This is a genomic window from Sphingomonas sp. (assembly GCF_035490575.1).
GTDB lineage: Bacteria > Pseudomonadota > Alphaproteobacteria > Sphingomonadales > Sphingomonadaceae > Sphingomonas.
Genome location: NZ_DATJLI010000088.1, coordinates 1 through 17,336 on the forward strand (window position 1 = coordinate 1; position 17,336 = coordinate 17,336).

General features: G+C 65.6%; 16 protein-coding genes and 1 tRNA gene. 8 read left to right on the forward strand and 9 right to left on the reverse strand.

All coding sequences use genetic code 11. From position 1 onward, the window contains the following. Positions 1–126 precede the first annotated feature (126 nt). From VL973_RS06685 to VL973_RS06715, 7 genes are all read right to left on the reverse strand, one after another. The gene (locus VL973_RS06685) at positions 127–1,902 is read right to left on the reverse strand and encodes an SLC13 family permease (RefSeq protein ID WP_325283252.1); all 1,776 of its coding nucleotides are present in this window, start codon (positions 1,900–1,902) and stop codon (positions 127–129) included. Between the two features lie 154 nt (positions 1,903–2,056). After that, a tRNA-Gly gene (locus VL973_RS06690) sits at positions 2,057–2,130 on the reverse strand. 78 nt (positions 2,131–2,208) lie between these two features. After that, the gene (locus VL973_RS06695) at positions 2,209–2,796 is read right to left on the reverse strand and encodes an urea carboxylase-associated family protein (protein WP_325283253.1); all 588 of its coding nucleotides are present in this window, start codon (positions 2,794–2,796) and stop codon (positions 2,209–2,211) included. After that, a complete protein-coding gene (gntA, locus tag VL973_RS06700) occupies positions 2,793–3,500 on the reverse strand; it encodes a guanitoxin biosynthesis heme-dependent pre-guanitoxin N-hydroxylase GntA (RefSeq protein WP_414712203.1) in 708 nt (235 codons plus the stop codon). Before gntA ends, VL973_RS06695 begins: the two co-directional genes overlap by 4 nt. Before the next feature lie 41 nt (positions 3,501–3,541). After that, positions 3,542–4,492, reverse strand: coding sequence for an aldo/keto reductase (locus VL973_RS06705; protein ID WP_325283254.1), 951 nt, complete (start codon positions 4,490–4,492; stop codon positions 3,542–3,544). After that, positions 4,489–4,683 (reverse strand): hypothetical protein, encoded by a 195-nt coding sequence (locus VL973_RS06710; protein WP_325283255.1) that lies wholly within the window; start codon positions 4,681–4,683, stop codon positions 4,489–4,491. The genes VL973_RS06705 and VL973_RS06710 overlap by 4 nt, the downstream gene beginning before the upstream one ends. A gap of 85 nt (positions 4,684–4,768) precedes the next feature. Then, positions 4,769–5,086, reverse strand: a complete 318-nt coding sequence (locus tag VL973_RS06715; protein WP_325283256.1) for a hypothetical protein — start codon at positions 5,084–5,086, stop codon at positions 4,769–4,771. A gap of 134 nt (positions 5,087–5,220) precedes the next feature. On the opposite strand from VL973_RS06715, the gene VL973_RS06720 reads away from it, so the two are divergent. The 4 genes from VL973_RS06720 to metH all read left to right on the forward strand — a co-directional run bounded on the left by VL973_RS06720 (position 5,221) and on the right by metH (position 10,872). Beyond that, positions 5,221–6,207 carry an ArsR/SmtB family transcription factor gene (locus VL973_RS06720; RefSeq protein ID WP_325283257.1) on the forward strand — a complete coding sequence of 329 codons (987 nt, stop codon included), beginning with the start codon at positions 5,221–5,223 and terminating at the stop codon, positions 6,205–6,207. Continuing rightward, positions 6,204–7,145 (forward strand): methylenetetrahydrofolate reductase [NAD(P)H], encoded by a 942-nt coding sequence (metF, locus tag VL973_RS06725; protein WP_325283258.1) that lies wholly within the window; start codon positions 6,204–6,206, stop codon positions 7,143–7,145. Before VL973_RS06720 ends, metF begins: the two co-directional genes overlap by 4 nt. 10 nt (positions 7,146–7,155) lie before the next feature. Next, complete coding sequence (locus VL973_RS06730) at positions 7,156–8,202, forward strand: homocysteine S-methyltransferase family protein (protein WP_325283259.1); 1,047 nt, start codon at positions 7,156–7,158, stop codon at positions 8,200–8,202. A gap of 75 nt (positions 8,203–8,277) precedes the next feature. Then, positions 8,278–10,872, forward strand: a complete 2,595-nt coding sequence (gene metH / locus VL973_RS06735) for a methionine synthase (protein WP_325283260.1) — start codon at positions 8,278–8,280, stop codon at positions 10,870–10,872. On the opposite strand, the gene VL973_RS06740 is transcribed toward metH, so the two are convergent. Further along, positions 10,852–12,045 (reverse strand): cation:proton antiporter, encoded by a 1,194-nt coding sequence (locus VL973_RS06740; RefSeq protein WP_325283261.1) that lies wholly within the window; start codon positions 12,043–12,045, stop codon positions 10,852–10,854. The two genes, metH and VL973_RS06740, sit on opposite strands and share 21 nt — an antisense overlap. Positions 12,046–12,139: 94 nt before the next feature. On the opposite strand from VL973_RS06740, the gene hemB reads away from it, so the two are divergent. Genes hemB through VL973_RS06760 form a run of 4 tightly spaced genes read left to right on the forward strand, consistent with a single transcriptional unit; the run spans position 12,140 to position 17,024 of the window. Beyond that, positions 12,140–13,126, forward strand: a complete 987-nt coding sequence (gene hemB / locus VL973_RS06745) for a porphobilinogen synthase (RefSeq protein WP_325283262.1) — start codon at positions 12,140–12,142, stop codon at positions 13,124–13,126. Beyond that, complete coding sequence (locus tag VL973_RS06750) at positions 13,123–13,659, forward strand: GNAT family N-acetyltransferase (RefSeq protein WP_325283263.1); 537 nt, start codon at positions 13,123–13,125, stop codon at positions 13,657–13,659. Before hemB ends, VL973_RS06750 begins: the two co-directional genes overlap by 4 nt. Then, positions 13,637–14,755, forward strand: coding sequence for an OpgC domain-containing protein (opgC, locus tag VL973_RS06755; RefSeq protein ID WP_325283264.1), 1,119 nt, complete (start codon positions 13,637–13,639; stop codon positions 14,753–14,755). The genes VL973_RS06750 and opgC overlap by 23 nt, the downstream gene beginning before the upstream one ends. A gap of 10 nt (positions 14,756–14,765) precedes the next feature. Further along, the gene (locus VL973_RS06760) at positions 14,766–17,024 is read left to right on the forward strand and encodes a hypothetical protein (RefSeq protein ID WP_414712204.1); all 2,259 of its coding nucleotides are present in this window, start codon (positions 14,766–14,768) and stop codon (positions 17,022–17,024) included. A gap of 4 nt (positions 17,025–17,028) precedes the next feature. Here VL973_RS06760 and VL973_RS06765 read toward each other — a convergent pair. Next, positions 17,029–17,336: Lrp/AsnC family transcriptional regulator (locus tag VL973_RS06765; protein ID WP_325283265.1), on the reverse strand; the 308-nt coding region annotated here is incomplete at its 5' end.

Here is a 17,336-nt window from a genome sequence, read left to right on the forward strand (position 1 = left end):
GGGCAACATCTATTACGGACTGTGGTATCCGGTCGTGGTTGCGTCGGCGACAGTCGTCATTGGGCTGTTGTTCCTGCCCGAAACGTTCCGCCGCAGCATCGACGATTAAAGGTCGGGCCTGGCGGCTCAGGTCAGCGGCCAGGCCCATATCACCAGCGGTGTGCCGACCAGCACCACCAATAGCGACAGCGGCGCGCCCAGCCGGGCATAATCGCTGAAGCGGTAACCGCCCGGACCGAACACCAGCGTGTTGCACTGATGCCCGATCGGCGTGAGGAAATCGCTCCCCGCACCGATCGCAGTCGCGATCAGGAACGCTTCGGGGCGATAGCCTAGGTCGTTGGCGAACACCGCCGCGATCGGCGCCATCACCAGCACGGTTGCGGCGTTGTTCAGGAACGGCGTCACCGCCATCGCCGCGATCATGATGAGCGCGACCGCGCCCCATGGCGGCAATGATGTCGCCAGGTCGGCAAGCTGGGTCGCCAGTATCTGCGACGCGCCCGTCGTCCGCAATGTGTCGCTGACAGGGATCAGTGCGCCCAGCATGATGAGGATCGGCCATTCGACACCGTCATATGCGTCGCGCAGCGGCAGTGCCCCGCTCGCCATCATCAGCCCCGCCGCGGCGAAAAAGGCGACCGCCACGGGCACATGTCCGGTCGCGGTCACGATCATCGCGGTTGCCAGGATCATAAGCGGCAACCAGCGCCGCTTCGAACTGCCCAGCCGCAGCGTGCGTTCGGCCAGCGGCAATGTGCCCAGGTCGCGCATCCGTTCGGGCAACAGACCCAGCGGTCCCTGCAGCACGATCACGTCGCCCGCGCGCAGCACGATGTCGCCGAGTTTCCGGGTCAGCCGCTGGCCCGCGCGCGACACCGCGATCAGATTGACGCCGTAACGCTGCTGGAGTTGCAGGCGACCGGCCGATTGCTGGATCAGGATCGAGCCGGTGTTGACCACCGCTTCGATCACGCCGATCTCGTCCTTCTCGCTGCCTTCGGGCACGTCGCGTTCCTGCCCCGCCAGCGCCAGATGGTCGCCCGCGATCACCTGTTCCAGCGTATCGGGATCGCCGCCCAGGATCAGCGTGTCGCCCGCGCACAGGATCAGGTCGGGCGTGACCGCGGTGCGGATGTCGCCGCGAACGATGCCGGTGATCGTCACGCCATGCTCGTGGCGCTCGACAAAATCGTGGACGCTCTCGTCAATCGCGGAGGAGCCGGGTTCGATCGTCGCTTCGGTGACATAATCCTTGATGTTGAGCGCATCGCCCATCGTCGGCGCGGCGCGGCGTTCGCGTGGCAGCAGCCGGTATCCGAACCGCAAAAAGATCAGCCCGACGACCAGCAGCCCCGCGCCCGTCGGCAGATAATCGAACATGCCAAAGGGCTGTCCCGTCATCTGTTCGCGCACGCGGCTGACGATGATGTTGGGCGACGTGCCCACCAGCGTCATCAATCCGCCCAGCAGCGACGCGAACGACATCGGCATCAGGAACACCGACGGGCTGGCGCCGGTTTTCTTGGCGGTCTGAACCGCCGCGGGCATCAGCATGGCGAGCGCGCCGACATTCTTGACCAGGCTGGAGGCGACACCGACGGTCGCGGTCAGGATCATCAGTTGCGATCGCACGCGCGTGGCGCGGCGTCCGATCGCGTTCAGCGCCACTTCGATCATCCCCGATCGCTGCATCGCGGTCGAGATGACGAGCGCCGACCCCACGATGATGACGATATCGTCCGAAAAGCCGGTAAAGGCCGCGTCCGGCTTGACGATGCCGAGCGCAAGTCCCGCCAGCAGCGCCAGTATCGCCGTCACATCGTAACGAAACCGGCCCCACAGGAACAACGCCATCATGCCGATCAGCAGTCCGATCGACAGCATCTGCGGCGTGGTCATGCATCATGTCCGAAACGCCAGCGCAACGCGTGGCGGGCAATCGGGAAGATCGTGGGTATCTCGGTCATGGCACCCCAACGCCGCGCGGGATCGGATAGCGGCCCATCGTCGGCCATGCAGTGTTCGGGGCAGCAGCGCAACGCGCGGATCGTGCTGGAGCGGGTGAGGGGAATCGAACCCCCGTCGTCAGCTTGGGAAGCTGCTGCTCTACCATTGAGCTACACCCGCGCGGATCGCGCCAGACCCACTGGCACAATCGATGGGCGGCGGTCAACGCGTCTTCGGCGACACGCCGTCCCGTCCGGCTCATTCGATCCGATAGTCGATCGGCTTGAAACTGCCGCCATTGCTGGCTGGCGCCGAACAGGCGGTCAGGCCGATGATGAGGTCCATCTGCGCGCGGAAACGGATGTGGTCGCCCGCCTTGCTGATCGGCGGCAGCACCTTGAACCGGCCGGTTTCGCCATCGACAGGCACGTTCATGAAGCAGTTGAAGGCGACGGGAATGGCATCGTCGGTTACACCATATTCCGCGAGCGCGCCGGCAAGATTGCCGTGACAGCCCTGATGCGGGGGTTCGTCGTCATAGCACATGCGAAACGTCGCCTCGCTGCACGGGGTCAGCAGGAAATCATGACGTCCCACCATATCCTCGACAATTTCGAGCATCACGTTCGACCGGTTCGAATAAAGCCGGTTGCCCGTCGTCAGATAGATTCGTTCGGCATAGTCCAGCGTGCGGCCCGACGACAGCATTTCACGCACATCGGCGCGGGCAACCGCCAGCAGGTCCGCGACCTGACCGCCCATCGGGTCGATGACGACCAGTTCCTGCCCGGCATCGAGCGTGAAGGCGACGCCGCTGCGCGGCTCGATCCGGTGCACGATGTTCATGCGGGCAGCTCCAGTCCGTCATCGTCCCGGCGCGCTTGGCGGTTAAAGGGGCAGGCCCAGTCCGCGCCCACCGCCCGTCCGCTATATTGCCGCGCCTCCGACTGTTCGCCGTGGCGCGACAGCATCGGGTTGATCGTGCCCGCCAGCGCCACGTCACGCGACAGGATCGATTCGCGCAGCTTTTCGTAGCGATTCTGCTCGCGCAGCGCCTCGAACTGGTCGTGCAGGTTGAACACCATGGCGGGCGCCCGAAACCGCCGCGCGGGGCGGCTGGCATTGGGGTGAAGCCCGACGACGAAAAACGCTTCCCCGCCGAAGCTGAGCGAGAAATGCGGATCGGCCGGATCGGAACTGACGCGCGGGTCGGGTGCCTGACCGCGCCACTCGTCCTTGTCCGACAGTGACTGGAGCCGTGCCCATAGCGCCTGTTCGAACGCCGCTTCATCAAGCGTATCGGGTTCGTCGAACAGCACCACCAGGCTGCGGAACAGCGTCGGCGCCTTGCGATAGGCCCAGGCGAAGCGCATCAACGCCTCATGAATCGCCACGTCGTCCCAGGCGCTGGTGATGTCGCGTGCGCCCAGAATGTCGAGCTGACCGCGGCTGAGCGCGGACTTCGCGCCGACGCACGGAAATGCCTTGTCGGCGATCATTTCCTTGAACGGCGTGGCGAGGCGGGATGAAATCGTATCGGTATCAGTCACGCCGCCACAAAGCATGTCAGGGCCTGTCGGTTCCGCTATTCCTAGGTTCCCGCGTCATTAAGTGTGTGTAATTGACCTGCATCAAGCTGTAGCCGCCATGCGCCGATCAATTCGTCCAGTTGCGCTACCGAAGTCGCGCTGGCGATCGGTGCCGTCACACCGGGTTGCGCGGCGAGCCAGGCGAGCGCCACTTGTGCATGAGTGGCCCCGGTTTCGGCGACAACGGTGTCGAGCGCAGCGAGCACCACCGCCCCCTTGCCGTCCAGCAGCTTTGCCATGCCGGCGCCGCGAACGCTTTTCGACAGATCGTCGGACGATCGATATTTGCCCGTCAGGAACCCGGAGGCGAGCGACGAATAGGGCAGCACGCCCAGATTGTGGGTGACGCACAGATCCTGCAACTCACCCTCGAACTTGCGGCGGCTGACCAGATTATATTGCGGCTGGAGCGCCCGGTAATGCGGAAGGCCATCGCGCGTCGCGATGTCGAGCGCGGATTTAAGGCGCATCGCGGAGAAGTTGGAGGCCGCGATATGGCGAACCTTGCCCGCGTCGATCAGTCGCTGGAACGCGCCCAGCACGTCTTCCTGCGGCACATCCTCGTCATCCTGATGCGCGTAATAAAGGTCGATCGTCTCGACGCCCAGCCGGCCCAGCGAGGCATCGCACGCCGCCGCGATCCGCGCGGGCGCCAGTTTCGCGCCGCCTTCGCCTGGCAGCATCCCGACCTTGGTGGCGATCTGCATCCGGCCCCGTTGCCCGGACCTGGCCAGCCAGCGGCCGATCGCCGTTTCGCTCTCACCGCCCTGATGGCCATCGACCCATGCCGAATAGACATCGGCGGTGTCGATCATCGTGCCGCCGGCGTCGGCAAAACGATCGAGCACCGCTTCGCCCGCCTGTTGATCGACGGTCCAGCCAAACACGTTGCCGCCCAGCACCAGCGACGGCGTCGTGAGATCGGTTGCGCCGATCGTCCGAAGTTCGGTCATCGGTCATTCTCCGTCGCTGCATCCTCGTCGAGCGCGACTGCGTTGATATCGAGCATTTCGGCGGCTTCGTTCAGTTCCTGCGCTTCGCTGTGGCTAACGCCGCCGGGACCGGGATCACTGTCGGCCGCTCCGCAAGCGGCGAGCAGTATCGGCAGGGTGGCGATCAACTGACGCATTGGCAACGGGCGCATCGGCGGTTTCCTTGCAGCGGCATGAAAAAGGGCCACACCAGCTTAAGCGCGGGTGCGGCCCTTCTCAACGACTTCTCGTTGGCGATCAGTCGTTGTCGGTCTGCATGTCGCGACCGGCTTCTTCCAGTTCCTGACCGGCTTCGCGCTGGGCGCGGTCGGACGCCGCGTCGACGCGCGCGGCGCCGTTCTCGATCGACTGGCCTGCCTCGTCCAGCGAACGCTCGGCGGCGCCGAATGCCTCGTCACTCGCCTGTTCGACATCGCGCGCCGCTTCGCCCACCGTCGAATCCACATCGGCAGCAACGGCGCCGGCCGCTTCACCCGTTTCCTGCTGGGCATTTTCGCTGCAGGCGGCAAGTGCGATGGCGGCAAGGGCGGGGACGATGAAAGCGGTCTTCTTCATGGATGTGCCTCGATTGTTGAACGCGGATTGGCTCTCGACGCATGGAAGGCCGATTTCGTTCCGCCTGTGCAAGTAATCTTCGCATCGCCAAAGCCGATTGACGCGATATAAAGATATCTTTATATGTTCATCCGATGCCGAACGCTGCCGACATATTTCAGGCTTTAGCCGATTCCACGCGGTTGCGGATCATCGCGTTGTTGCGGGCGATGGAATTGTCGGTGGGCGAACTGGCACAGGTGCTGGGGCAGAGCCAGCCCCGCGTCAGCCGCCACGTCAAGATCCTGTGCGACAGCGGCCTGGCCGAACGGCGCAAGGAGGGGAGCTGGGTGTTCGTCGCGATGGGCCGCAACGACGCGGTGCCCGCGATCCTCAACGCGCTCGACGCGCTGAGCGAAGCCAGTGGCGGCGATCACTGGGCCGTCGCCGACAGCGCGCGACTGGCCGCGGTGCGCGCCGATCGCGCCGCCGCCGCCGCCGAATGGTTCGAGGCGAATGCCGGGCAATGGGACGCGATCCGCAGCCTGCATGTCGCCGACAGCGAGGTCGAGGCGGCGATGGCGCGCGTGCTGGGCGGACAACCGATCGGCCAGTTGATCGACATCGGCACCGGCACCGGGCGGATGCTGGAGCTGTTCGCGCCACAATCCGAACGGGCGCTGGGCATCGATCGATCGTCCGAAATGCTGCGGCTGGCGCGCGTCAAGCTGGCCGAGCGCGGGCTGGGCAATGCCGAGTTGCGACAGGCCGATCTTTATGCGCTGCCGCTGGGCGACGGTGCTGCGGATGTGGCGATCCTGCACCATGTGCTGCATTTCGCGCAGCAACCCGGCGCTGCCATCGCGGAAGCCGCGCGCGCGTTGGGCAATGGCGGCCGGTTGCTGATCGCCGATTTTGCGCCGCATGAGCGTGAGGAGCTTCGCACGCGCGACAATCACGCGCGATTGGGCTTTTCCGACGAGCAGATGCTCGGCTGGTTCGACACCGTGGGCCTGGCGCCAGTCCAGACCGCGATGTTGGAGGGCGGCGAACTGACCGTGAAATTGTGGCTGGCGCGCAAGGTTGCCGAAGGCGACCGGGCGGATCGGCATCCCCGTGATTTGGAGGTGAAGGCGGCATGACGCTTTCGGTGGGACAGCTAGAAGAAGCGCGCCGTGCGCTGGACGGACCCCTGTTCGCCGACGTGGCGGGCGATGTCGATGTGTCGTTCGAGTTCTTTCCGCCCAAGACCGAGCGGATGGAAACGGCGATGTGGGACGCGCTGCAGACGCTGGCGCCGCTTCGCCCCAGTTTTTTCAGCGTGACTTACGGCGCGGGCGGCACGACGCGCGACCGCACCCATGGCACCGTCGCGCGCATCGCTCGCGAAACCGCGACGCCCGCCGCCGCGCACCTGACCTGTGTCGAGGCCAGCCGGGATGAGGTTGACGCGGTGGCGCGCGAATATTGGGCGGCGGGCGTGCGCCACATCGTCGCGCTGCGTGGCGATCCGCCGACGCTGGGCGATCGTTTCGTGCCGCATCCCGACGGCTATGCCAGCGCCGCCGATCTGGTCGCCGGGCTGAAGCGGCTGCACCCGTTCGAGGTATCGGTCGCGGCTTACCCGGAAACGCACCCGGAAGCGGTGTGCGGCAACAGCGACATCGACAATCTGAAGCGCAAGCTCGATGCGGGCGCGACCCGGGCGCTGACGCAGTTCTTCTTCGAGCCGGAAACCTTCTTCCGCTTCCGGGACCGCGCGGCCGCCGCGGGCATCACGGCCGAGATCGTTCCCGGCATCCTGCCCGTCTCCAACTTCGCCCAGACGCAGAAGTTTGCCGGCATGTGCGGTGCCGCCATCCCCGACTGGATGGGCCGTTTGTTCGAGGGTCTGGACGATCACCCCGCCGCGCGCCAACTGGTCGCGGCGACCATCGCGGCGGAATTGTGCCGCAAGCTCTATGCCGGTGGCGTGCGCCACTTCCATTTCTACACGCTCAACCGCGCCGAACTCAGCTATGCGATCTGTCACCTGCTGGGGATGCGGCCGCCTGCCGATGCGGCGCGCGTGGCGGCCTGAAGGAACGATGATGACCGCCCGCGACCGACTGTTCGCCGAAGCCGCCAAGCGCATTCTCGTCACCGACGGGGCGTTCGGCACCGAGATCCAGAACTGGAAGCTGGACGAGGCCGCCTATGCGGGCAATCTTGGCCTGACGCACGATCAGAAGGGGAATAACGATATCCTCGCCCTGACCGCGCCGCATGTGCCCGAAAGCATCCACCGCGCCTATTTCGAGGCGGGAGCGGATATTGCCGAGACCAACACCTTCTCCGCCAACCGGATCAGCCAGGCCGATTACGGCGCCGAGCATCTGGTGCGCGAGATCAACCTGGAAAGCGCCGGTCTGGCGCGCCGCATCGCCGACGAATTTCAGGCGCGCGATGGCCGCCCCCGCTTTGTTGCGGGCGCGATCGGGCCGACCAACAAGACGCTGTCACTGTCGCCCGACGTCAACGACCCCGGATACCGGGAGATCGACTTCGATTATCTGAAGGACGTGTATCGCGAACAGGTCGACGCCTTGGTCGAAGGGGGCGCGGACTTCATCCTGATCGAAACCGTGTTCGATACGCTGAACGCCAAGGCGGGTATCATGGCCACGATCGAGGCGGGCGACGCGCTGGGTCGCGAAGTGCCGCTGATGCTGTCGATGACGCTGACCGACCTGTCGGGCCGCAACCTGTCGGGCCATACGGTCGAGGCGTTCTGGCACGCCGTTCGCCATGCGCGGCCCGTGACGATCGGGCTGAACTGTTCGTTCGGGGCGGAACAACTGCGTCCGCATGTCGCGACCCTGTCCAAGCTGTGCGACACGCTCATCATGGTTTATCCCAATGCGGGTCTGCCCAACGAACTGGGCGCGTATGACGAAGCGCCCGCGACCACCGCCGGGCTGGTGCGCGAATGGGCCGCCCAGGGGCAGGTGAATGTGCTGGGCGGATGCTGTGGCTCGACCCCGGCGCATATCCGCGCCATTGCCGATGCAGTCGCAAGCCTGCCGCCGCGCGCGCTGCCCGTGTCGCCAGTGCAAACGCGATTGGCGGGGCTGGAGCCGTTCACGATGGCGGCGTGACGCCGCCGTCCGCCGTTCGATCATGATAGCTGCTGACGCCCGTGATGTTTCGGGCACGACGATCCTGGGATTCAGATGACGCAATCTTCCACCAACTTCGTCAATATCGGCGAGCGCACCAACGTCACCGGCTCGGCCCGCTTCAAGAAGCTGGTGATGGCGGGTGATTATCCCGCCGCGGTGGAGGTGGCGCGCCAGCAGGTCGAAAACGGCGCGCAGGTCATCGACGTCAACATGGACGAGGGGTTGCTCGACGCGGTCGAGGCGATGACGACCTTCCTCAAGCTGATCCAGGCCGAACCCGATATCGCGCGCGTGCCGGTGATGATCGATTCGTCCAAATGGCACGTCATCGAAGCAGGCCTGAAATGCGTGTCGGGCAAGCCGATCGTCAATTCGATCAGCATGAAGGAGGGTGAGGCTCCGTTCCTCGATCAGGCGCGCAAGTGCATGGCATATGGTGCCGCCGTCGTCGTCATGGCGTTCGACGAAGTGGGGCAGGCCGATACCCGGGCGCGCAAGGTCGAGATTTGCGAGCGCGCCTACAAGCTGCTGACCGGGATCGGATTTCCGCCCGAAGACATCATCTTCGATCCCAATGTGTTCGCCGTCGCGACCGGGATCGAGGAACATAACAACTACGGCGTCGACTTTATCGAGGCGGTGCGTGAGATCAAGGCGCGCTGCCCGCACGTCCATATCTCCGGCGGCCTGTCGAACCTGTCGTTCAGCTTTCGCGGGAACGAGCCGGTGCGCCGCGCGATGCACAGCGTGTTCCTGTATCACGCCATTCCGGCGGGCATGGACATGGCGATCGTCAATGCCGGGCAGCTTGACGTCTATGATGCCATAGACCCCGAACTTCGTATCGCGTGCGAAGATGTCGTGCTGAACCGTGACCCGGAAGCGGGCGACCGGCTGGTGGCGCTGGCCGAACGGTTTCGCGGCACCGATGCGGTCGCCGAGAAGGCGGCGCAGGAATGGCGCGGCTGGGACGTGGCCAAGCGGCTGGAACATGCGCTGGTCAAGGGCATCGACGCGCATGTCGTGGACGATACCGAAGAAGCGCGCCTGCAATTCGCCCGCCCGATCGAGGTGATCGAGGGGCCGTTGATGGACGGGATGAACGTGGTCGGCGACCTGTTCGGGTCGGGCAAGATGTTCCTGCCGCAGGTCGTCAAATCGGCGCGCGTCATGAAAAAGGCCGTCGCCCATCTGCTGCCCTATATCGAAGCCGCGAAGGAGCCGGGCGCGAAGGGCAAGGGCAGGGTCGTGATGGCGACGGTGAAGGGCGATGTGCACGACATCGGCAAGAACATCGTCGGCGTCGTCCTGCAATGCAACGGGTTCGAAGTGATCGACCTTGGCGTCATGGTGCCATGGCCGCGCATCATCGAAGCCGCGAACGAGAACGACGCCGACATGATCGGCCTGTCGGGCCTGATTACTCCCAGCCTGGACGAAATGGTGACGGTGGCGGAGGAGATGCAGCGGGCCGGCATGGCGATGCCGCTGCTGATCGGTGGGGCGACCACGTCGAAAGTGCACACCGCGCTTCGCATTGCCCCTGCCTATGAAGGCCCGGTGGTCCATGTCCTCGACGCCAGCCGTGCGGTGGGCGTGGCGACCACGCTGGTCTCCGACACGCAGCGCGACGATTATGTGGTCAGGATCGCCGACGAATATGACGCCGTCCGCCGCGCGCGCGAAGGCAAGGGGCAGTCGGAGCTGATCCCCATCGAACAGGCGCGCGCAAATGGTTTCAAGGCCGATTTCGCGCTCAAGCCCGAAGCGCCGAAGCAGCCCGGCGTGCATGTGTTCGATGACTGGGATCTGTCGGACCTGCGCGGCTATATCGACTGGACGCCCTTTTTCCGTTCATGGGAATTGGCGGGCAATTACCCGGCGATACTCGATGACGAGATCGTTGGAGAGAGCGCCCGGTCGCTGTTCGCGGACGCACAGGCGATGCTCGACACGGTCGTGGCCGAAAAGTGGCTGACCGCACGCGGCGTGGCGGCGCTGTGGCCGTGTCGGCGTGAGGGCGACGATGTGGTCGTGACCGCGAACGGTGCCGACGTGCGATTCCCGTTCCTGCGGCAACAGATCGCCAAACGCGAAGGGCGGCCGAATATGTGCCTGGCCGATTTCGTCGATCCGGCGGGTGACTGGATCGGCGGCTTTGCGGTCGGCATCCACGGGATCGAGCCGCATCTTGAACGGTTCCGCGCCGATCATGACGATTATCACGACATCCTGCTCAAGGCGCTGGCCGACCGTTTTGCGGAGGCCTTTGCCGAGCGGCTGCACCTGCATGTCCGCACGACGTTGTGGGGCTATGCCGAGGGCGAGCAACTCGACAATGACGCGATGATCCGCGAACAATATCGCGGCATCCGCCCCGCACCCGGCTATCCGGCATGTCCCGACCACAGCGCCAAGCCGGTGCTCTTCGACCTGCTGGATGCGGGCGACCATGCCGGGCTAGTGCTGACCGAAAGTTTCGCGATGCTGCCGACGGCGGCGGTGTCGGGCTTTTACTTCGGCCACCCCGATGCGTCCTATTTCGGGGTGGCGCGCGTGGGGCGCGATCAGCTGGAGGACTATGCCACCCGCCGCGGCGTCGACCTGGCGCAGGCGGAGCGCTGGCTACGTCCCAATCTCGACTGACCGGCGCGTCAGCCGGCGTGCGACCATCGGCACCGTCAGCATGGTCGAGCCGACCGCCATCAACAGCAACGCGGTGAACGTCTCGTTGGTGATGATCTGGCGATCGAGCAGGATGTTGGCGAAGATTATCATGATGAGCGCCTTGGTCTGAAGCAGCCAGCCGATCGTCATCGCGTCGCCCCTGGCCCATCCCAATATCCGGCCCGCCACGGCAACCCCCGCCAGCTTGCCCGCGACCGATGCGAACAGCAGCAGCGCAGCGGCCCCGAACACCGCCACGCCGCCGACATCCCATTGCGTGCGAAGCCCCGTCGACAGGAAAAAGACCGGCATGAACGCCAGCAGCACATGGTCGCGAAACAGGTCCATGCGCGCCTGATCGAACCAGCGATGGTCGAGCACCGCGCCCGCCAGAAACGCGCCGACCATGTAATGCACGCCCGCCCAGTCGGCGGCGAACCCGCACGCCGCCAGCCAGACCAGCATCAGCGGCCAGCGATCCCCTTCCGCCAACCGCTGCATCAGCCGCCGCATCGCCCATGACGCGATTGCAAACGCCACCAGAAACGCTGCCTGCCGCCCGACGCGGTTCCAGTCCATCAGGATGATCGCCAGCACGGCCCAGATGGCAATGTCGTCCAGGCTGGCATAGCGCAGGATACGCTGCCCCAGCGGTTCGCGCAGGATGGCCAGCTTGTCCATCAACAGGACCAGAATGGGCAGGGCCGTCACCGCGCACGCCATGCCGATGCCCAGCACCACCTGCCATGGCTGACCCGCCGGTCCCGCCCAGCCGGGCGTCTGGAGAAGGATCAACGCCGCCGCCGCTCCCAGCAGCAGCGGTGCCGCCAGCGCAAGCCCGGCGGTGATCCCGGTCTCACCCCGCTTAGCCCAGGCCTGGCTGAGATCGAGTTCCAGCCCGGCGATGAAGACAAAGATCATCACTGCCCACCACGCAATGCCGTTCAGCGCGCCGACGACCTGCGGGTTGAATACGAAATCATAATAGCCCGGAAATGCCGCACCAAGGACGCCCGGTCCCAGCAGGATGCCGCCGATGATCTGCACCACCACCAGCGGTGCCCAGTAATCGGTCCGCGCCAGCCGCCACGCCGCCCATGGGACGGTGAAGATCAGCATCATTGCGATCAGGAATATTTCGGTCGTCGTCATTGCGACATCGCTCCCCCCATCATCGGCCTAATCACGTTGCCGGGGCGATCGCAAGCGGTTGCGGCGGGCCGACCGGCAGGCGATAGAAGACGCCATGTCGACCTATCCCGCGCTTCGCCTGCGCCGCACGCGCGTTTCGCCGTGGAGCCGCGCGCTTCATGCTGAAACCGTGCTGACGCCCGCCGACCTGATCTGGCCGCTGTTCGTGACCGAGGGGGCGGACGAAGAGCCGATCGCCAGCCTGCCCGGCGTGTCGCGCTGGCCGGTCCCGCTGCTGGTCGAACGCGCACGCGAAGCGGCGGTGCTGGGCATCCCGGCGCTGGCTTTGTTTCCCAACACCCCTGAAAACCTGCGGACCGACGACGGGCGCGAAGCGGTCAACCCCGACAATCTGATGTGCCGCGCGATCCGCGCGATTAAGGATGCAGTGCCCGGCATCGGCGTGCTGACCGACGTGGCGCTCGATCCCTATACGGCCCATGGCCATGACGGGCTGGTCGATGCGGGCGGCTATGTGCTGAACGACGCGACCGCCGAAATGCTGGTCGAACAGGCGCTGGTTCAGGCAGCGGCGGGGGCCGATATCGTCGCGCCCAGCGACATGATGGACGGGCGCGTCGGCCTGATCCGCTCGGCGCTTGAGGCAGGCGGATATCACAATGTCCAGATCATGGCCTATGCCGCCAAATATGCGAGCGCATTCTATGGCCCGTTCCGCGACGCGGTGGGGTCGCGCGGGCGGCTGAAGGGCGACAAGAAAACCTATCAGATGGATCCCGCCAATGCCGAGGAGGCGCTGCGCGAGGTCGCCGCCGATCTGGACGAGGGGGCCGACAGTGTAATGGTGAAGCCGGGTTTGCCCTATCTGGACATCGTTCGCCGCGTGAAGGAACGGTTCGAAGTGCCTGTCTTTGCTTATCAAGTCTCAGGCGAATATGCGATGATCGAACACGCCGCCGCCGCGGGCGCGGGGGACCGCGACGCGCTGGTGACGGAGACGTTGATGGCGTTCAAGCGCGCGGGATGTTCGGGCGTGCTGACCTATCACGCGGTGCACGCCGCGCGGTTGCTGGGCGCGTGATCCAGACCGCGCGCCTGCGCCTGCGTCCCTGGCGGGAGGCTGACAAGCCCGTGTTCCACGCGCTTGTCAACACGCCCGCGATGATGGCGCATTTCGGCGGCCCGACCACGCGCGCGCGCCATGACGCGATCATCGACCGCCAGATCGCGCAACAGGCTGAACATGGCCATTGCATGTGGGCCGTAGAGGGGCGGGAAGATGCCGGTCTGATGGGTGTATGTGGGCTGCGGATCGGCGGGCATGCCGGCACGCCGGTGCCCGAGGAACTGGAAATCGGCTGGCGCATCGGCGAGGCGTGGTGGGGACAGGGGATCGCACGGGAGGCGGCGGAAGCCAGCCTTGCGTGGGGTTGGGCGAACACCACGCGCAACCGGATCGCCGCTTGGACCACCGCTTCGAACACGCGCAGTTGGGGGTTGATGACTCGGCTTGGCATGAAGCGCCGCGCCGACCTGGATTTCCAACACCCAGATTATGCGGCGGACGATCCCGTCGGCGCGATGATCGTTTATGCCACCGACCGTCCCGGCTGAACCCTCCGCGCGGACGCCACGCGAGGGACGGGTCGACATTGTTCGCGGGTTTGCGATCCTGGTCATTCTTGCCAACCACCTGACGCAAGTCGCTGAGTTCGGTGGCCTGCGGGAATGGCTGGTGCCGACGCCGACCCGCTATGGCTATTCGACCGCGGCTGAGTTGTTCGTCATCCTGTCGGGCTATATGGTCGGCCTGGTCTATTTGCGGCGGGCGGCGCCGGTGCGCGCGATCTGGCGGCGCGCAGGGCAATTGTGGATTTACAACCTCGGGCTGTTGGCGCTGATCTTGCCGCTGGCATTCGTGATGCACGCGGCGGAAGCGGATTTCTGGGGGCTGGGTCCGTTCGTCGCCGATGCGGCGGGCGCGCTGCTGCACTTCGTAACACTGGGCGCGGCGCCTCGTCTGCTTGACGTGCTGCAACTCTATATCGTGCTGATGCTGGCCGCACCGCTCGCCATCCTGATCGAGAGGCGCTCGAACCGCGCGCTGATCTGCGCGTCTGTCGTGCTTTATGCCGTGGCCCAAGTTCTGATCGCCTGGCGATTGGCGACGGTGCCCGGCGCGACCAAGGACGGACTGCTCGACCGGCTATGCTGGCAGATGCTGTTCTTCGTGCCGATGGCGCTGGGTGCGCGCCAGATCCACCGTGACCTGTTCGCATGGCTGGCGGGGCGGTGGGGCGTGCTGCTGATGCTCGTCGCGATCTTCGTGACAGGTGCAGTCTCGCACGAGATGGAAGCGGCGGGCATGTTTCAGCGGCCAGATTGGTTGACCGGTCGTTACGGCCTGACCCCGCTGCGCGTCGGACATGCGGTGGCGGTGCTGCTGCTCTATGCATCGGCGCTTACGCTGGCCGGTTCATGGACCGCGCGGCAACCGCTGCTCGCGGTGGCGTGGGTGGGCCGTCACAGTCTGGATTGCTTCGCCGTCGGCGTTCTGATGACCTATTGGCTGGGCACGGCCTGGCTTCGCAGCGGGACCGGGCATTTGGGCTATTACGCCGCAGTCGCGCTGGGCGTCGGCCTGACAATTGGCTTTGCCCGTTGGCGTTGCGTGCAGAGCCGGCCTTCCAATCCACCCGACGGCCGCTAAGGTCCCCGACATGCGTAACGATTTGACAGGCGCCGATGCGTCGAGTGCGGTGGCCGGACGCACCGCGATGCCCATCCGCCCGCTGTTCGTCGCGGCGATCCTGTCGGGCTCGTTCCTGCTGTTTCTGGTGCAGCCGATGATCGCGCGCATGGCGCTGCCCCGGCTGGGCGGGGCGCCGGCGGTATGGAACTCGGCCATGCTGGTGTATCAGGCGCTGCTGCTGGGGGGGTATGGCTATGCCCATTGGCTCGGCCGGTTCGGCGTTCGGCGACAGGCGGCCATCCACGGTGCGCTGCTGGCAGTCGCGGCCTTGTGGTTGCCGATCGGCCTGATCGCCGACGCGCCCGCGCCGGGTGACGAACCGGCCTTGTGGGTGCCGTGGCTGTTGTTCGCGTCGATCGGGCCGTTGTTCCTAGCGATTTCGGCGCAGGCCCCGTTGTTGCAACGCTGGTTCGCTGCGTCAGCGCCCGGCGCCAACCCCTATGCGCTCTATGCCGCGTCGAACATCGGCAGTTTCGCCGGGCTGATCGCCTATCCCGCGCTGGTCGAGCCGAACATGGCGCTGTCCTCGCAAAGCTGGCTGTGGAGCGCGGGCTATGTCGCGGTGGCAGTGTTGATCGCGGCATGTGCGTTGCGGCTGCCGGCGCGCGCGGCGGTTGAGGCCGCTTTGCCTGTCAGCGCAAAGCCGACGGCGCGCACGGTAGGCCACTGGATCGCGCTGGCGCTGGTGCCGTCGGGCCTGATGCTGGCGACGTCGACGTTCCTGACGACCGACATCGTCGCCGTGCCGCTGTTGTGGGTGCTGCCGCTTGGCCTGTATCTGCTGAGCTTCAGCATCGCCTTCGCCAATCGGCGCGGCGTCGCGGACTTTCTGACGACGTTCGCGCCGGTCACGATCCTGGTGTTCGGCGGCATCATGATCGGGGGCACGCATGATTACCCCTATCTGAACGCCACCATCTCGCTAAGCCTGTTGTTCATGGTGTCGGTCGCGCTGCACACGCAGCTCTACCGGATGCGCCCCGGACCCGACCGGCTGACGGGATTTTATCTGGCGTTGTCGGTGGGTGGCGCACTGGGCGGCGTGTTCGCCGGGCTGCTGGCACCCGTGCTGTTCGACTGGACGTATGAATATCCGATCCTGATCGTCGCGGCCGGCCTGCTGGCGCCGCAGCCTTGGCTGCTGCCGGTGCTGACCCGCGCATGGGAGCGTCAACGCATGGTCACGCTGGCCACCGTGGTCGCGGCGTCGGTGGCGATCATGCTGGTCGGCATGTTCGATCCCGGCGGCTGGCTGGGCGCGCGGCACGAGCGGCTTGCCTTTATCGGGCTGGCGGTGCTGGGCATTTTCACCATCGGTGCGCGTCCCGCCTATCTGGCGGTGCTGGTGGCGTCGCTGATGCTGTTCGGCGGCTGGCGCGCGATCCTGATTACGCTGGATGGCGACAGCCGCACGCGAAGCTATTTCGGCGTCTATACCATTCGCGACTATCCGCAGGACGGCACGCGCACGCTGGCGCATGGGACGACGTTGCACGGCGTGCAGTTCGTCGACGATCCGGCCAAGGCGCGCGAGCCGACCACCTATTATGTCCCCGGTTCGGGCATCGGTCAGGCATTGCAGGCGCTGCCCGAGCTTTACGGGCCGGGCGCGCGTGTGGGCGCGGTGGGGTTGGGGACGGGGACGCTGGCCTGTTATGCGCGGCCGGGACAGGACTGGCGGTTCTACGAAATCGATCCGGTCGTGGTTCAGATCGCGCGCGACAGCGGCAAGTTCGGCTTTCTTGGCCGGTGCCTGCCGGATGCCAATATCGTCATCGGTGATGCGCGCCTGTCGATCGCGGCGCAGGAAGCCGGCAGTCTCGACCTGCTGGCGCTCGACGCCTTTTCATCTGACGCGGTGCCGATGCACCTGATGACGCGGGAAGCGCTGGCCCATTACGGGCGTGTGCTGGGCCAGCGCGGATTGTTGATGGTGCACGTCTCGAACCGGTTCCTTGATCTGGAACCCGTCGTCAGCGCCACCGCGCGCGGCGGGGGTTGGTATGCCGCGTCGCTGCGTTACGAGCCGGGACTCGGCGACAATTCGGAGGCGACGCAATCCGACTGGATCGCCATGACCCGCGATCCTGAGGTTTTCGCCACGCTGATCGCTGGCGGGGGTGCCTGGACGCCGCTTCGTTACCGCCGCGAGGTGTCGCCCTGGACCGACGATTATGCCTCGATCATGTCCGTCCTGAACGACCCGCTGGCCGAATTGAAGGACTGATGCCTCAGGCGTCGGGCACAGGAATGCCCGGCAGCGATTTGGATGTGCGGATCGTCAGCGATGTCTTGACGCTGGCGACGTTACCCGCCGTCGTCAGCTTGGTCGTCAGCATTTCCTGAAAGCTCTTGAGGTCGGCGGCGACGATTTTCAGGATGAAGTCGATTTCACCGTTCAGCATGTGACATTCGCGGACTTCGGGAATGTCGGCGACATGCTGCTCGAATGCGGCAAGGTCGCTTTCGGCCTGGCTTTTCAGGCTGACCAGCGCAAAAACGGTGATGCCATAGCCCAGCGTCACGGGGTCTAGTGTCG

Excerpts from the sequence above, each read along its gene's own strand:
- VL973_RS06685 (WP_325283252.1), bottom strand. The coding sequence starts at position 1,902 with ATGACCACGCCGCAGATGCTGTCGATCGGACTGCTGATCGGCATGATG.
- VL973_RS06695 (WP_325283253.1), bottom strand. The coding sequence starts at position 2,796 with ATGAACATCGTGCACCGGATCGAGCCGCGCAGCGGCGTCGCCTTCACG.
- VL973_RS06705 (WP_325283254.1), bottom strand. The coding sequence starts at position 4,492 with ATGACCGAACTTCGGACGATCGGCGCAACCGATCTCACGACGCCGTCG.
- VL973_RS06710 (WP_325283255.1), bottom strand. The coding sequence starts at position 4,683 with ATGCGCCCGTTGCCAATGCGTCAGTTGATCGCCACCCTGCCGATACTG.
- VL973_RS06715 (WP_325283256.1), bottom strand. The coding sequence starts at position 5,086 with ATGAAGAAGACCGCTTTCATCGTCCCCGCCCTTGCCGCCATCGCACTT.
- VL973_RS06720 (WP_325283257.1), top strand. The coding sequence starts at position 5,221 with ATGCCGAACGCTGCCGACATATTTCAGGCTTTAGCCGATTCCACGCGG.
- metF (WP_325283258.1), top strand. The coding sequence starts at position 6,204 with ATGACGCTTTCGGTGGGACAGCTAGAAGAAGCGCGCCGTGCGCTGGAC.
- VL973_RS06730 (WP_325283259.1), top strand. The coding sequence starts at position 7,156 with ATGACCGCCCGCGACCGACTGTTCGCCGAAGCCGCCAAGCGCATTCTC.
- metH (WP_325283260.1), top strand. The coding sequence starts at position 8,278 with ATGACGCAATCTTCCACCAACTTCGTCAATATCGGCGAGCGCACCAAC.
- VL973_RS06740 (WP_325283261.1), bottom strand. The coding sequence starts at position 12,045 with ATGACGACGACCGAAATATTCCTGATCGCAATGATGCTGATCTTCACC.
- hemB (WP_325283262.1), top strand. The coding sequence starts at position 12,140 with ATGTCGACCTATCCCGCGCTTCGCCTGCGCCGCACGCGCGTTTCGCCG.
- opgC (WP_325283264.1), top strand. The coding sequence starts at position 13,637 with ATGCCACCGACCGTCCCGGCTGAACCCTCCGCGCGGACGCCACGCGAG.
- VL973_RS06760 (WP_414712204.1), top strand. The coding sequence starts at position 14,766 with ATGCGTAACGATTTGACAGGCGCCGATGCGTCGAGTGCGGTGGCCGGA.